Raw genomic sequence first — 14,137 nt, 5'->3', positions numbered from 1 at the left:
GGCGTGGTAGGTGAAGGCGCCGGTCGACGTGGTGGTCATCGTGGTCGCGACCGTGTCCGCGACCTGCGAGCCGTCCCACAGCGGGAACACGCCCGTGCGCTGCAGCTTGAGGACGGCCCCGGCCGGCGCCTGACCGGTGATGATCGAGTGCGTGCCGGCGTCGAGCGCGTTCTCGAACGCGAGCAGGAACGCCTCGCGGTTGCCCCCGCCGACCTCGTCGTGGCCCTGGTGCGTGCCGCCGCACTCGTCGGCCGCTTCGGTGGTCAGGTCGGCCGCGTTCTCCGGGGTGACGGCCCCGGCGGCCTCCGTGTCGCCGACGTACTCGGCCACGACCTGCTCGTAGGGCGGGTGGAACTCGTCCGGACCGATCTCGAAGGTGTAGCCGTACCCGCCGGTGGCGTTGTAGCTGTAGTCCTCGGTGGTGCCGGTGGTGTCGTACAGCTCCCAGCCGTGGATGTTCTCGTAGCCGTTGGCGGCAGCCATCTCGGCGCCGAGGCGCTTGAGCGCCTTCTCGTCGGGGGCGTCACCGACGGGGATGCCGTCGGGGCCGATCGTGGTCGGCGCGACGCCGTTGGGCCGCAGCACCAGGTTGGAGAAGGTGTGGTTGGAGATGAGCATCGTGACCTGGCGCTCGCGCACCAGCTGCTGGATGTTCTGGGTCTCCGGCTCCGAGAAGGGAGCAGCACCGCGGTAGGTCGGGTCGAGCAGGCCGACCTCGACCGCGGCCGGGTTGGGCGCGGTCGCCGCGGCGCCCGGGCCGCCCCAGAAGCCGCCGTAGTTGCGGTTGAGGTCCACGCCGAGGCCGAAACCGCCGGGGGTGCTCAGCTGGGCGGCGCAGGCGCCGGCCGGGGTCTGCTGCCCGTCGACCAGGCGGCAGTTCTTGCGCATGTAGGCGAAGCCAGGCGTGGCCAGGATCGAGGTCTGGCCGCCGAGCGGGTCGGCGCCGGTGTCGTTGAGCGCGCGCAGGTCGACGAACTCGCCGCTGGTGCGGGAGAGGTTGAAGCCGTCGACGTTCACGACGGGGACGACCACGACCCGGGCCTTGTCGAGCAGGCGGGTGATCCGGGCGTCCTTGCCGTAGCTCTTGGCGAGGTCGACGGCGAACTCCATCGCCAGCTCGCCGGAGGGCCACTCGCGGGCGTGGTGGACGCCCATGAGCAGGAAGGTGGGCCGGCCGCTGGGCGGCTCGGTCACGTCGCTGCCGATCTCGACGCCCTGGATGCTCCGGCCCTCGAGGCTGGGCAGCGGCAGGGTGATCGACGTGACCAGCTCGGGGTGGTCCTCGGCCAGCGCCGCCATGTCGGCGTTGTAGTCGTCGAGGGTGCGGTAGGTGTCGCGGCCGGAGGGGAGTGCGGAGCGGACGGTCGCCTTCGCGAACGCCTCGTTGATCTCGGCGACCTCGATGCCGCGCTCGACCAGGTCGGGGATGCGGACGTCGAAGGTGAAGCCGTTGAGGACGAGCGCGGCCAGGTCGGCCGCCGTGTGCAGCACGACCTCGATGTAGTCGCGGCCGGCGTGCTCGGTGAGGTCCAGCCCGAGGGCCTGGAGCTTCTCCTTGGCGTCGCGGTCGGGGGTGTCCACCGTGACCAGCTGCGGCGCGAAGAGCTCCTGCAGCGGGTTGGCGGCGGCGCCGGCGGCGCTGCTGGTGGAGGCGGTCCCGGCGAGCGGGAACGCGAGGGCGAGGGTGGCGAGGGCGCGGTGGCGGCGCGGGCCAGGCGGGTGCGGCGGATCATCGTCGTGCTCCTGGGCTGCGCCCCACATCCGGCCGGCCCCTTGCCGAGGACGACCAGGCGCTCGCGCACCTTCGCGGGATCAGACCCGCTCGTAGCAGAGCACGACCCAGCGGCGGTCCTCGTCCGTGAACCACGACCAGGCGAACTGCCGCGTCCGCACGCGGTCGGGGCAGCGCTCGAGGGCCGCACGGCGCACCTTCCTCTCGGCGCGGGAGTCGTTGGCCGGGACCGGGAGCCAGAAGGCCTCCTTGTTGCGCCAGCCCACGAGACGTCGCTTGTTCTTGCAGACGGTCCCGTAGAAGTCCTTGGTCATGCAGCGTCGCACCGGCTTGGAGAGCTTCGGGGTCACGACCGGCAGCCCGGCACCGGTGACGACCATCAGCTTCTGGCCCTTGACCCGGGCCAGGTCGCAGCGGAACCATCGGGCGCCCGCCGCTCTCTGCTCCTCCGAGGGCATGAACCAGAACTTCTCGTAGGCCGAGCGTCGGTAGAGCAGGTGGTCGGCGGTCGTGACCGTCTCCCAGGCCGGGGCGCAGGCGGCGACGACCGCCTCGCCGGCCCTGCGCCACTGCTCCCACGACAGCTCGGCCGGGAGCTGACCCACGCCCACGACCTCGGTGGTGTGCCTACGGGCGCAGTCGACGGCCTCGGTCGCGGTCTCGCCCATGGCCTCGGCCCACGTCATGTCGGCGCAGGTGCCGACGGTCGGCGCGCCGGCCATCGGGTCGGGCTCGGCGGTGGGCTCGGGCTCCGGCGCGGCGGTGGGCTCGGCCGTCGTGGTGGCGGGGGGATCGCCGACGGTCCTCTGCGCGCCGGCGGCGTCGGGCGCCAGGAGGGCGACCGCGAGGAGGGCGGGCAGGACGGAGCGGTGCAGGGCGCGCAGGCGCATGAGAGGTTCCCCCGAGAGACGAGCGCCCACCGAGCCGGGCGCGATCGGCGGAAGGCTAGACGAGGTCGGCGCGGATCCTGCGATCGACGAGCTCCAGCAGGACCTCGCGGGCCGGCAGGTCCGCGAGCAGGTACGCCGTGCCGAGCAGCCCCGCGGGGTCGAACCGCACCTGGAGGTCCACCTCGGTCCCGCCGTCCCGTGCGGTGAGCAGCACGGTCAGCGTGACCGTCCCCGGCGCCCGGACCGCGGCCTCCAGCACCAGCCGATGACCCCCCGGCCGGTCCCCGGCGGCCCGCACCACCCAGAACCCCGCCCGGTCCCCAGCCCTCAGCAGCGGACCGTCCGGCACCGGCCAGCGGCGACCACCGCCGAGCACCGCGCGGTCGATCGCGCCGCGCACCACGAACGGTGCGGCGTCGACGTACCAGTGACGGCCGGGGCCGGCGCCGGCCACCACCGCCCACACCTCGTCGGGACCCAGCGGGACGGTCGACACCCGTCGGGAGGAGTGCAGCGAGATGCCGGTCGTGACCATGACCCAGTCCTACTAGGGTGGCGGGCGGTCCCACCCCACCCGAGGAGAGCGCACCGTGCCCATCGCCACCCCTGAGAAGTACGCCGAGATGCTGGACGCCGCGAAGGGCGGCGCCTACGCCTTCCCCGCGATCAACGTCTCCTCCAGCCAGACGCTCAACGCCGCGCTGCAGGGCTTCGCCGACGCCGGCTCCGACGGGATCATCCAGGTCTCCACGGGCGGCGCGGAGTACCTCTCCGGCCCGACCCGCAAGGACATGGTCACCGGCTCGGTGGCCTTCGCGGCGTACGCCGCCGAGGTGGCCACGAACTACCCCGTCAACATCGCGCTGCACACCGACCACTGCCCCAAGGACAAGCTCGACGGCTTCGTCCGTCCGCTGCTGGCGCTCTCCGCCGAACGGGTCCAGCGCGGCGAGGCGCCGCTCTTCCAGTCGCACATGTGGGACGGCTCGGCCGTGCCGCTGGAGGAGAACCTCTCCATCGCCAGCGAGCTGCTGGAGAAGTGCATCGCCGCCAAGATCATCCTCGAGATCGAGGTGGGCGTGGTCGGCGGCGAGGAGGACGGCGTCGAGAACGAGATCAACGAGAAGCTCTACTCCACCCCCGAGGACGCCATCGCCACCGCGAAGGCGCTGGGCTACGGCGACCGCGGCTACTACATGACCGCGCTGACCTTCGGCAACGTGCACGGCGTCTACAAGCCGGGCAACGTCAAGCTGCGTCCCGAGGTGCTCAAGGCCGCGCAGGAGGCCGTCGTCGGCGAGTTCGGCCTCGAGGCCGGCGCCAAGCCCTTCCACCTGGTCTTCCACGGCGGCTCGGGCTCGACCCCGCAGGAGATCGCCGACGCCGTCGACTACGGCGTGGTGAAGATGAACGTCGACACCGACACCCAGTACGCCTTCACCCGGCCCGCGGCCGCGCACATGTTCCAGAACTACGACGGCGTGCTCAAGGTCGACGGCGAGGTCGGCAACAAGAAGGCCTACGACCCGCGCGCCTGGGGCAAGGCCGCCGAGGCGGGCATGGCCGCCCGCGTGGTCGAGGCCTGCGAGAACCTCCGCTCCGCCGGTCGCTCGCTGGGCTGAGCCCACGCCCTCGTCGTGCCCCCCACCGCTGCGGCGGTGGGGGGCACGCCTGCGTGAGCGGTGCCCTGGCACGATGGCGGGATGACGCAGATCGGACAGGACCTGATGGCGGGCCCGCCGCCCACCCACCTCCCCGAGGACCCCGCGGCGCCCTCGCTGGCCGCCGGCGAGGACACGTACGCCGTCGCCCGGAAGTTCCCCGCGAGCCCCTTCGCGTGGGCGGCGCTGGCCGGCCAGGCCGTCTCCGAGCAGGCCGACCCGGTGACGATCTACGCCTACGCGCGGGTCGGCTACCACCGCTCCCTGGACATGCTGCGCCGCAACGGCTGGAAGGGCCACGGCCCGGTGCCGTGGGAGCACGAGCCCAACCGCGGCTTCCTCACCTGCCTGGCGCTGCTGGCGATGGCCGCGCGCAGCATCGGCGAGACCGAGGAGTGGGAGCGCTGCTCGGCCTTCCTGCGCGACTCCAGCCCCACGGCGTACGACCAGCTCCTCTCCGACCTGGGCTGACGCGGATCACGCGCCCGACCGGGGAGGCCCTCCGCAGCGGCTGCGGATGGCCTCCCCGGTCGTGTGGCGGGAGCTCCTACTCGCCCCAGCCCATCGGGAACACCTCGAACGGCGCGGCGAACGTGCAGCCCAGCCGCTGTCCGGTGGCCCGCGCCATCCCCTCCAGGAACTCGCGCGGGTCGAAGTCGTCCCACCCCAGGCCCTCGATGTACGCCGCGTGCGCCTCGAGGCTGGCCACGCCGGCGTCGAAGGTGGCGGTCGTGTCGACCGCGTGCGTGGCGAGCGGGGACCCGAAGGCCCACACCTCCCCGACGCCGCCCCACTTCTCCAGCGTGCCGCCGCCCTCGGCCAGCTGCTCGGTGAAGACCCAGCGGTTGCCGGCGTCGCGGACCGCGTCCAGGACCGCGCGGCCGACGGCGATGTGATCGGCCTGGTTGAGGTTGGCCCCGCCCCAGGTGTCGCGGAAGTTGCCGGTGAGCACGACCTCCGGCCGGTGCTGTCGCACGGCCCCGGCGATCGCGCGGCGCAGCGCCACGCCGTACTCCAGCACCCCGTCGGTCAGGCCCAGGAAGTCGACGACGTCCACGCCGACGACCCGGCCGGACTCCACCTGCTCGGCCTCGCGGACCCGGCGCGACTCCTCGGGGGCCAGCGCGTCGATGCCGGCCTCGCCCGAGGTCACCATGCAGTAGACGACCTGCTTGCCCTGGCCGGTCCAGCGGGCGACGGCCGCCGCCGCGCCGAACTCCAGGTCGTCGGGGTGGGCGACGACGCAGAGCATCCGCTCCCAGTCCTCGCGCAGCGGCTCCAGCGGCGTGGGCTTCTCCATCCCGCCATCGTGCCGACCGGCGGGGTTCCTGGCTACGGCTACGGGGTGAGGAGCGAGCGGACCTTCTCCGCGCCCAGCGCCATGAACAGCGTGGGCAGCCGCGGGCCGCGCTCGGCGTCGACGAGCAGGTGGTAGAGCAGGCCGAAGAACGCCTTCTGGTCGGCCTTGACCTGGTCGGTCGGCGGGTCGTCGAGCCCCATGCCGCGGGCGAGCTTGGGCACGCCGTAGATCAGCGCGGTCGTCTCCTCGAGCTCGAGCCGGTCAGGGAGCCGGCCCAGCAGCTGGCGCAGCCACAGCTCCTCGTCCTCGGTGAGCGAGGCCAGGCGCTCTGCGTCCTTGGTCTCCCGCACGGTCGTGCGCTCGGAGGCGGGGACGTACTCCGACATCCAGGTCATCGCGCGACCCAGCCGCGGCTCGAGGTCCTCGACGGAGTCGTGGGCGTGGCCGACGTCGCCGACGATCCGGCTGATCAGCTCGGCTGAGCCCGCGGTCACGTCGGCGACCGAGCTCAGGAGGCGGAAGGGGACGACGACCTTCGGGGAGGGCAGCGTCCCGGCCGAGGAGGTCGCGACCGCCCGCTCACGCGCCAGCACCTGCGCGTCGCGCTTGCCGGGGTCGGCGGCCTTGCGGGCGAGGCTGTCCCACTCGTCGTACAGCCGGACGACCTCGGGGCCGAAGTCGATGTCGAAGGCCTGCTTGGGCTGGCGGCGGGCGTAGAGCCAGCGCAGGATCGGCGGCTCCAGGATGCGCAGGGCGTCCGCGGCGGTGGGCACGCCACCGGCCGAGGAGGACATCTTCTGCATGCCGGCGAAGCCGACGAAGGCGTAGGCGACGTACGACGGGGCGCGGAAGTCGAAGAGCCGCGGGACCAGCTCCTTGCCGACCGTGTAGGACGAGCCGGGCGTGGAGTGGTCCAGGCCGCCGGGCTCGAAGTCGACGCCCTCGAAGGCCCAGCGCATCGGCCAGTCGACCTTCCACACGAGCTTGCCCTCGTGCTGGGTGGCGACGTTGGTGGTGTGGCTGTCACCGCAGGAGGTGCAGGTGTAGGAGAGGTCGGTGCTCTCGTCGTCGTAGGCCGTGATGTCGACAGTGTCGCGGCCGCAGGTGCGGCAGTAGGGGCGGTAGGGGAAGCGGGCCAGCGAGCCGGCGCCTGCCGTGGGCTCGTCGTCCTCGACGACGGAGTCCTCAAGCGCGGCCGCCTCCTGCTCGGACCCCGGGGCGGGCTCGGCCTTCTTGGTGCGGAACTTCCCGAGCACCTCCTCGATGACGTCGCGGTGCGTGATCGCGTGCAGGACCTGCTCGGTGTAGGCGCCGGCGAGGTACTGCTCGGTCTGGGAGACCTCGACCATCTCGACGCCGAGCTCCACCAGCGCCTCGCGCAGGGGCGCCTTGAAGTGCTCGGCCCACGACCCGTGGCACTCCCACGGGTCGGGTACGGCGGAGAGCGGGCGTCCGATGTGCTCGGCCCAGCTCGCGTCGACCCCGGCGGGCACCTTGCGGAAGCGGTCGAAGTCGTCCCACGAGTGCAGGTGCCGGACCGCGACCCCGCGGCGGCGCAGCTCCTCGGCGACGAAATGCGGCGTCAGGAACTCCCGCAGGTTGCCCAGGTGGATCGGGCCCGACGGGCTGGCCCCCGATGCGCAGGTGACGACCCGGCCCTCGGGCAGCCCGTGGACGAGCGCCTCCTGGCCGCCTGCGTGCCGGATGGCGTCGTCGGCCGCGCGGGTCACCCAGTCGATCGGCTCGGAGGGCTGGTCGGCGGTGCCGCCTCGTGGCATGGGGAACTGCTCCTGGTGCTCGGCGGTGGCGTCCGGTGGTCCTGCGGACGCGTGGGCTGGTGGCCCGGGGACGGGCGTCGCCACGCTACCGGGTGCCGCCGGCCGGGCGGGCAGCGGCGAGGCGCCGGCGTACGAGTCCGGGAGACGGGCGAGGGCGTCGGGGCCGTCCCCTGAGGCGACCCCGACGCCCTGACGTGGAGCGGAGCACGTTCATCCCCCGACGAAAAGTGCTCCAGCCGCCGACCAGGGAGCCAGCGGTCCACCTCGACCATCCTCACCTGTCCTGACGGTGCCACGGGGAGGCTGGCTGCCTCTGGCACGAACCTGTCATTCCCTTTACACTCCGTCCATGGCGCCCCCTCCGGAGTCGGTGATCTCGGCGCTCGGTTTCGGCAAGGCCGCGGACCGGGCCTACCACCAGGTGCTGCCGCAGAGCGGGCGCGAGCTGGTCTCGGTGGCCCAGTCGGTGCTGCGCACGCCGGAGGAGCTGCTGCGCGACCTGGCTCCCCTGGTGGAGAAGGGGATCGTCCGCTGCGAGGAGTCGCGGATCTTCGTGCTCAACCCCGGCGAGGCGGTCGCGCGGCTGGTCACGCTGAGCGCGGAGTCGGCAGCCGCAGCGCACGAGCGCCTCGACGCGGTCGCCCGCGCGCTCCCGTACCTCACCGCCACGACCGTCCGTCCCGCCGACGGCGAGGTGGAGGACGTCCAGCCGGTCGACGGGGAGATCAGCTCGGGCGGCAACCCCGTGCAGCTGCTGGCCTCGCTCATCGCCAACAGCAAGGGCGACCTGCTGTGGCTGCGCCCCGACCAGTTCCGCAAGCCCCGCGAGGACGCCATGGCCCAGATCGTGGGCGAGCAGATCGCCCAGGGCCGCCGCTCCCGCGCGATCTACCCCGTCCGCGCCCTCACCGAGGCCCCGGAGACCCTCGCGCTGCGCGCCAGCGTCGGGGAGGAGATCCGGCTGATGCCGCAGCTGCCCACGCGGATGATCGTCATCGGCACCACCCACGTCGTGCTGCCCGAGCCCCTGGGCTTCTACGACGAGCCGCGCTCCTTGGTGCGCCAGCGCGGCTGGGTGCAGGCGATGACGCTGTGGTTCGAGTCGATGTGGGACAAGGCCTCCCCGCTGAGCACCACCGCGAGCGGCCGCGGTGCCGGTGACCTGCGCACCTTCCTGCTGCAGCAGCTCGCCTCGGGTGCCCAGGACGAGCAGATCGCCCGCCGTCTCGGCGTCAGCCTCCGCACGGTCCGGCGTCGGGTGGCCGACCTCATGACCGACCTCGGCGCCGACTCCCGCTTCCAGGCCGGGGTCGAGGCCGCCAAGCGCGGCTGGATCTGACTACCCGGTCCTCCGGCGGGACTCGATCAGGGCAGCACCATGCGGTACGCCCCGGGCTCGACCCGCCAGGTGCGGTTGCGCTCGGGGCCGTAGATCTCCCCGTCCGCGGAGCAGTAGAAGGCGTCGCCGGAGATGGAGACGGTGCTCCCGCGGAGGTAGAGCACGTCGTCGCGCTCGGGGTGCTTGCCGCGCACCAGCTGGGCGGCGTACCCGAAGCGCGCGACCGGTCCCACCGCGCGCGCCACCATCACGTCGACCATCCCGTCGCGGGTGTCGGCGTCGGGGGTGAGCGAGGTGCCACCGCCGACGTCGGAGCCGTTGCCGACGGCGACCATGAGGATCGGCTCGTCCACGTCGACGACGCGCTGGCCGTCGACCTCGACGCACAGCCGGACGTAGGGCGGCCTGACCGAGGACAGCAGCGCCCCGATGGGGTAGCCGAGCTTGCCCAGGTTGACCTTGCCGACGCCCACGGAGTGCAGGCGCTCCTTCCAGCGCGCACCGCGGCGGCTGGCCTGGGCCCCGGCACCGGCGTGCACGTGGTTGACCACGACCTCGCCGACCTCGTCGAGGATCAGATCCACGGGCCGCGCGGTGCCCTCGAGCACGACGCGGGCGGCCTCCTCGATGTCGAGGGGGATGTCGTTGCCGCGGGCGAAGTCGTTGCCGGTGCCGAGCGGCAGCAGTGCCAGGGTGCGGTCGGCCAGCTCGTGGCGGCGGTGCAGCGCCGAGACGACCGCGTGCATGCTGCCGTCGCCGCCCGCGACCACGATCGTGCGGGAGCCCGCACGGTGCAGGACGCCGTTGAGCTCCCCGGGGTCGGCGGTGGCCGCCACCTCCACCGAGGTCGCGGCGCGCAGCACCGCCAGGCCGCGCTCGAGGGTCTCCTCGTCGTCGGTGCCGGCGTCGCTGTTCCTGATCACGAGGAGGGGCTCCACGAGTCCGGACACTAGCCCTACCCCGCTCGCCCTTTGGTAGCGTTCGGCTGCAAGAGCCCCGGCGATTGCGCGGGGCTCTCGGCTTTCCCGGGACCCGCCCCGCCCGCGCCGGGGGCCCGTGCGCAGTGTCCGGCAACCCAAGGAGCGAGCAGATGCCCGCCATCGCCATCATCGGTGCCCAGTGGGGAGACGAGGGGAAGGGCAAGGCCACCGACCTGCTCGGCTCCAGCGTCGACTACGTCGTGAAGTTCAACGGCGGCAACAACGCCGGCCACACGGTGGTGATCAACACCCCGGAGGGCGGGACGGAGAAGTACGCCCTGCACCTGCTGCCCTCGGGCATCCTCACCCCCGGCTGCACGCCGGTCATCGGCAACGGCGTGGTCGTCGACCTCGACGTGCTGATCGAGGAGCTCGACGGGCTCGAGGCCCGCGGCGTGGACACCTCGCGGCTGGTGATCAGCGCCAGCGCGCACGTCATCGCCGACTACAACCGCACGCTCGACAAGGTCACCGAGCGCTTCCTCGGCTCGCGCCGGCTCGGCACCACCGGGCGCGGCATCGGCCCGACGTACGCCGACAAGATGAACCGCATCGGCATCCGCATCCAGGACCTCTTCGACGAGAAGATCCTGCGCGCCAAGGTCGAGGGCGCCCTGGAGCTCAAGGGCCAGGTGCTGACCAAGATCTACAACCGCCGCGCGCCCTCGGTCGACGAGACCGTGGCCGAGCTGCTCACCCACGCCGACCGGATCCGGCCGATGGTCCGCGACACCGGGCTGCTGCTCAACCAGGCGCTGGACCGCGGCGAGACGGTGCTGCTCGAGGCCGGCCAGGCCACGCTGCTCGACGTCGACCACGGCACCTACCCGTTCGTGACGTCCTCCTCGGCCACCGCCGGCGGTGCCTGCACCGGGTCGGGCATCCCGCCGATGCGGATGGACCAGGTCATCGGGATCGTCAAGGCCTACACGACGCGCGTCGGCGAGGGCCCGTTCCCGACCGAGCTGTTCGACGACGCCGGCGAGCACCTGCGCAAGGTCGGTGCGGAGTTCGGCACGACGACCGGGCGCCCGCGGCGCTGCGGCTGGTACGACGCGGTCATCGCCCGCTACGCCGCGCGGGTCAACGGGGTCACCGACTTCGTGCTCACCAAGCTCGACGTGCTGACCGGCCTCGAGCAGGTGCCGGTGTGCGTGGCCTACGACGTGAAGGGCACCCGTCACGACGAGATGCCGGTCAACCAGACCGACTTCCACCACGCCGTGCCGATCTACGAGTACCTCCCCGGCTGGTGGGAGGACATCTCCGGCGCCCGCACCTTCTCCGACCTGCCCGCCAACGCGCAGGCCTACGTCAAGGCCGTCGAGGCGATGTCCGGTGCGCGGATCTCCGCCGTCGGCGTCGGTCCCTCCCGCGACGCGACCGTCGTCGTCCACCCGCTGATCTGAGGACCCCGATGCCCCCCGCCGACCTCCCCGACTCCCCGCTGACCTGCCTCGTCGTCGGCACCGGCGGGCGCGAGCACGCCCTGGCCCGTGCGCTCTCCCTCGACCCCGGCGTCCGCGCCGTGCATTGCGCCCCCGGCAACCCCGGCATCGCGGCGGTCGCCACGCTGCACGACGTCGATCCGATGGACGGCGAGGCCGTGGCCGACCTGGCCGAGTCGCTGCTGGTCGACCTGGTCGTCATCGGCCCCGAGGCGCCGCTGGTCGCGGGGGTCGCCGACCTGGTCCGCGCCCGCGGCATCGCGGTCTTCGGCCCCTCCGGGGCCGCGGCCCAGCTCGAGGGCTCGAAGGCCTTCGCCAAGGACGTCATGGAGGCCGCCGGCGTCCCGACCGCCGCGGCGATGGTCTGCAGCACCCCGGGCGAGGTGCAGGCCGCGCTCGACGCCTACGGCCCGCCGTACGTCGTGAAGGACGACGGCCTGGCCGCCGGCAAGGGCGTGGTGGTGACCCTCGACCGCGACGCCGCCGTCGAGCACGCCGCGCAGTGCGAGCGGGTGGTGATCGAGGAGTTCCTCGACGGGCCCGAGGTCTCGCTCTTCGCGATCTGCTCGTGGGACCCCGAGGTCGGTGCGACGGTCTACCCGCTGCAGCCCGCCCAGGACTTCAAGCGCATCCACGACGGCGACGAGGGGCCCAACACCGGCGGGATGGGCGCCTACACGCCGCTGCCGTGGGCGCCGGCCGACCTCGTCGACGAGGTGCTGCGCGACGTGCTGCGCCCGACGGTGGAGGAGATGGCGGCGCGCGACATGCCCTTCACGGGCTTGCTCTACGCCGGGCTCGCGCTGACCTCGCGCGGCCTGCGGGTCGTGGAGTTCAACGCCCGCTTCGGCGACCCCGAGACCCAGCCGCTGATGGCGCTGCTGGACTCCCCGCTCTCCCCGCTGCTGATGGGTGCCGCCACGGGCACGCTGGCCTCGGTGCCTCCGCCGGTGTGGAAGGACGGTGCGGCCGTCGCCGTCGTCATGGCCTCCGCCGGCTACCCCGAGTCCTCGTCCAAGGGCGACGTCATCCACGGCCTCGTCGACGCCGAGTCGCTGCCCCACGTGCACGTGATCCACGCCGGCACCGCGATGGTCGAGCGCGCGGTCGTCACCGCGGGCGGGCGCGTCCTCGCGGTCGTCGGGACGGGCTCCTCGCTCCCCGACGCCCGGGACGCGGCGTACTCCGGCGTCGCCGCCATTGAGTTCGAGGGTGCCCAGCACCGGACGGACATCGCGCTGAAGGCGTCGCTCGGCGAGGGGTGAGGTCCGGGCGGCCAGGTGACCATTTCATCGGCCGGCCGCTGGAACTGACGCAGGGCCGCTGATGCTTCATCGGCTGGGCGTCAGCTTCAGCGGCCGGCCGCTGAAGCTGCCCCTCCGTGCGCCGCCGTGGGCACGATGTGCCCCCCACGCCCGCCACCGGCGAGAATGGGGCCGTGACTGTCCCCAACGTCCTCGCCACCCGGTACGCCGCAGCCGACCTTGCCCAGATCTGGTCGCCCGAGCACAAGATCGTGCTGGAGCGCCAGCTGTGGATCGCGGTGCTGAAGGCCCAAGGCGACCTGGGCATCGACGTGCCCGACGGCGTGGTCGAGGCCTACGAGGCCGTCGCGGCCCGGGGCGCCGAGGCCGTGGACCTCGGCTCGATCGCGGCTCGTGAGCGGGTGACCCGGCACGACGTGAAGGCGCGGATCGAGGAGTTCAATGCCCTCGCCAGCCACGAGCACATCGCTGTGCAGTCCATCCATGCGGGCATGACCAGCCGCGACCTGACCGAGAACGTCGAGCAGCTGCAGGTCAAGCAGTCGCTCGTCCTGCTGCGCGACCGCGCCGTCGCCACCCTGGCCCGCCTCGGGCGGCTGGCCGCCGAGCACGAGACCACCGTGATGGCCGGTCGCAGCCACAACGTCGCCGCCCAGGCCACCACCCTGGGCAAGCGGTTCGCGACCGTGGCCGACGAGATGCTGGTCAGCCTCGAGCGGGTCGAGGACCTGCTCGCGCGCTACCCGCTGCGCGGCATCAAGGGCCCGATGGGCACCGCGCAGGACATGCTCGACCTGCTCGACGGCGACGACGCGAAGCTCGCCGACCTCGAGCAGCGGGTCGCCGCGCACCTCGGCTTCGACCGGGTGCTGACCAGCGTCGGCCAGGTCTACCCGCGCTCGCTCGACTTCGACGTGCTCTCCGCGCTCGTGCAGCTGACCGCCGGACCGTCCAACCTCGCGACCACGATCCGCCTGATGGCCGGCAACGAGATCGTCACCGAGGGCTTCAAGGAGGGCCAGGTCGGCTCCTCGGCGATGCCGCACAAGATGAACACCCGCTCCTGCGAGCGGGTCAACGGCCTCGCGGTCGTCACCCGCGGCTACCTCTCGATGGTCGGCGAGCTCGCCGGCGACCAGTGGAACGAGGGCGACGTCTCCTGCTCCGTCGTACGCCGGGTCGCGCTGCCCGACGCGTTCTTCGCCGTCGACGGGCTCTTCCAGACCTTCCTCACGGTGCTCGACGAGTTCGGTGCGTTCCCGGCGGTCATCCAGCGCGAGCTCGACCGCTACCTGCCGTTCCTGGCCACCACCAAGGTGCTGATGTCCGCGGTGCGCAACGGCGTCGGCCGCGAGAGCGCCCACGAGGCGATCAAGGAGGCCGCGGTCGGCACCGCGCTCGCGATGCGGAAGGGCCAGGCCGAGAACGACGTCTTCGCCAAGCTGGCGGCCGACGAGCGGCTCGGACTGACCCAGGAGCAGCTCGAGGCGCTGGTGGCCGAGCCGATCAGCTTCACCGGCGCGGCCGTCGCCCAGACCCAGGCGGTCGTCCGGGCGGTCGAGGCCGTCTGCGCGCAGCACCCTGTAGCGGCGGCGTACGTGCCGGGCGCGATCCTCTGACGCGGGGAGAAGGTTCATCGGCCGGCCGATGAACCTTCCCGCTCGAAGACCGGACAGTCACGTCCGCGTCGGACACCTGGTGGGACGGCCGCTCGGCCGGGGGTGGCGGGGCGCGGTTGACTGGG

The 14,137-nt window shown here is 72.9% G+C and carries 12 protein-coding genes; 6 read left to right on the top strand and 6 right to left on the bottom strand.

Annotation, left to right across the window (positions count from 1 at the left end):
- The 3 genes from Q1V71_RS07745 to Q1V71_RS07735 all read right to left on the bottom strand — a co-directional run.
- Positions 1-1,761: M14 family zinc carboxypeptidase (locus tag Q1V71_RS07745; RefSeq protein WP_300642610.1), on the bottom strand; the 1,761-nt coding region annotated here is incomplete at its 3' end.
- 51 nt (positions 1,762-1,812) lie between these two features.
- The gene (locus tag Q1V71_RS07740; RefSeq protein WP_300642608.1) at positions 1,813-2,622 is read right to left on the bottom strand and encodes a septum formation family protein; all 810 of its coding nucleotides are present in this window, start codon (positions 2,620-2,622) and stop codon (positions 1,813-1,815) included.
- A gap of 55 nt (positions 2,623-2,677) precedes the next feature.
- Complete coding sequence (locus Q1V71_RS07735) at positions 2,678-3,157, bottom strand: DUF2867 domain-containing protein (RefSeq protein WP_300642606.1); 480 nt, start codon at positions 3,155-3,157, stop codon at positions 2,678-2,680.
- 55 nt (positions 3,158-3,212) lie between these two features.
- Between Q1V71_RS07735 and fbaA the strand changes: the two genes are divergently transcribed.
- Both fbaA and Q1V71_RS07725 read left to right on the top strand, forming a co-directional pair.
- Positions 3,213-4,244, top strand: coding sequence for a class II fructose-bisphosphate aldolase (fbaA, locus tag Q1V71_RS07730; RefSeq protein ID WP_300642603.1), 1,032 nt, complete (start codon positions 3,213-3,215; stop codon positions 4,242-4,244).
- An 81-nt stretch (positions 4,245-4,325) separates the two neighbouring features.
- Positions 4,326-4,754: a DUF3151 domain-containing protein gene (locus tag Q1V71_RS07725; RefSeq protein WP_300642600.1), complete on the top strand. Its 429-nt coding sequence runs from the start codon at positions 4,326-4,328 to the stop codon at positions 4,752-4,754.
- Between the two features lie 76 nt (positions 4,755-4,830).
- Here Q1V71_RS07725 and Q1V71_RS07720 read toward each other — a convergent pair whose 3' ends face one another.
- Together Q1V71_RS07720 and lysS are read right to left on the bottom strand one after the other, a co-directional pair.
- A complete protein-coding gene (locus Q1V71_RS07720) occupies positions 4,831-5,583 on the bottom strand; it encodes a PIG-L deacetylase family protein (RefSeq protein WP_300642597.1) in 753 nt (250 codons plus the stop codon).
- Between the two features lie 38 nt (positions 5,584-5,621).
- Positions 5,622-7,361, bottom strand: coding sequence for a lysine--tRNA ligase (gene lysS / locus Q1V71_RS07715; RefSeq protein WP_300642595.1), 1,740 nt, complete (start codon positions 7,359-7,361; stop codon positions 5,622-5,624).
- 349 nt (positions 7,362-7,710) lie between these two features.
- On the opposite strand from lysS, the gene Q1V71_RS07710 reads away from it, so the two are divergent.
- Positions 7,711-8,700 carry a response regulator transcription factor gene (locus Q1V71_RS07710; RefSeq protein WP_300642592.1) on the top strand — a complete coding sequence of 330 codons (990 nt, stop codon included), beginning with the start codon at positions 7,711-7,713 and terminating at the stop codon, positions 8,698-8,700.
- Positions 8,701-8,726: 26 nt separating this feature from the next.
- On the opposite strand, the gene Q1V71_RS07705 is transcribed toward Q1V71_RS07710, so the two are convergent.
- Positions 8,727-9,638 (bottom strand): diacylglycerol kinase family protein, encoded by a 912-nt coding sequence (locus tag Q1V71_RS07705; RefSeq protein ID WP_300642590.1) that lies wholly within the window; start codon positions 9,636-9,638, stop codon positions 8,727-8,729.
- 152 nt (positions 9,639-9,790) lie between these two features.
- On the opposite strand from Q1V71_RS07705, the gene Q1V71_RS07700 reads away from it, so the two are divergent.
- The 3 genes from Q1V71_RS07700 (at position 9,791) to purB (ending at position 14,012) form a co-directional block, all read left to right on the top strand.
- Entirely contained in the window at positions 9,791-11,089 is a 1,299-nt protein-coding gene (locus tag Q1V71_RS07700) for an adenylosuccinate synthase (protein ID WP_300642587.1), read from the top strand.
- A 38-nt stretch (positions 11,090-11,127) separates the two neighbouring features.
- Complete coding sequence (purD, locus tag Q1V71_RS07695) at positions 11,128-12,393, top strand: phosphoribosylamine--glycine ligase (protein ID WP_300642612.1); 1,266 nt, start codon at positions 11,128-11,130, stop codon at positions 12,391-12,393.
- A gap of 173 nt (positions 12,394-12,566) precedes the next feature.
- Complete coding sequence (purB, locus tag Q1V71_RS07690) at positions 12,567-14,012, top strand: adenylosuccinate lyase (RefSeq protein WP_300642585.1); 1,446 nt, start codon at positions 12,567-12,569, stop codon at positions 14,010-14,012.
- The last annotated feature ends 125 nt before the right edge of the window (positions 14,013-14,137 follow it).

Source organism: Nocardioides sp. (assembly GCF_030149505.1).
In the GTDB taxonomy this organism is placed as follows: domain Bacteria; phylum Actinomycetota; class Actinomycetes; order Propionibacteriales; family Nocardioidaceae; genus Nocardioides.
Note: the sequence above shows the minus strand (reverse complement) of the source record. Positions and strands in the feature narration are given on the sequence as shown.

Coding starts and splice junctions, on each gene's coding strand:
- Q1V71_RS07740 (WP_300642608.1), bottom strand. CDS start 2,622: ATGCGCCTGCGCGCCCTGCACCGCTCCGTCCTGCCCGCCCTCCTCGCG.
- Q1V71_RS07735 (WP_300642606.1), bottom strand. CDS start 3,157: ATGGTCACGACCGGCATCTCGCTGCACTCCTCCCGACGGGTGTCGACC.
- Q1V71_RS07725 (WP_300642600.1), top strand. CDS start 4,326: ATGACGCAGATCGGACAGGACCTGATGGCGGGCCCGCCGCCCACCCAC.
- Q1V71_RS07720 (WP_300642597.1), bottom strand. CDS start 5,583: ATGGAGAAGCCCACGCCGCTGGAGCCGCTGCGCGAGGACTGGGAGCGG.
- lysS (WP_300642595.1), bottom strand. CDS start 7,361: ATGCCACGAGGCGGCACCGCCGACCAGCCCTCCGAGCCGATCGACTGG.
- Q1V71_RS07710 (WP_300642592.1), top strand. CDS start 7,711: ATGGCGCCCCCTCCGGAGTCGGTGATCTCGGCGCTCGGTTTCGGCAAG.
- Q1V71_RS07700 (WP_300642587.1), top strand. CDS start 9,791: ATGCCCGCCATCGCCATCATCGGTGCCCAGTGGGGAGACGAGGGGAAG.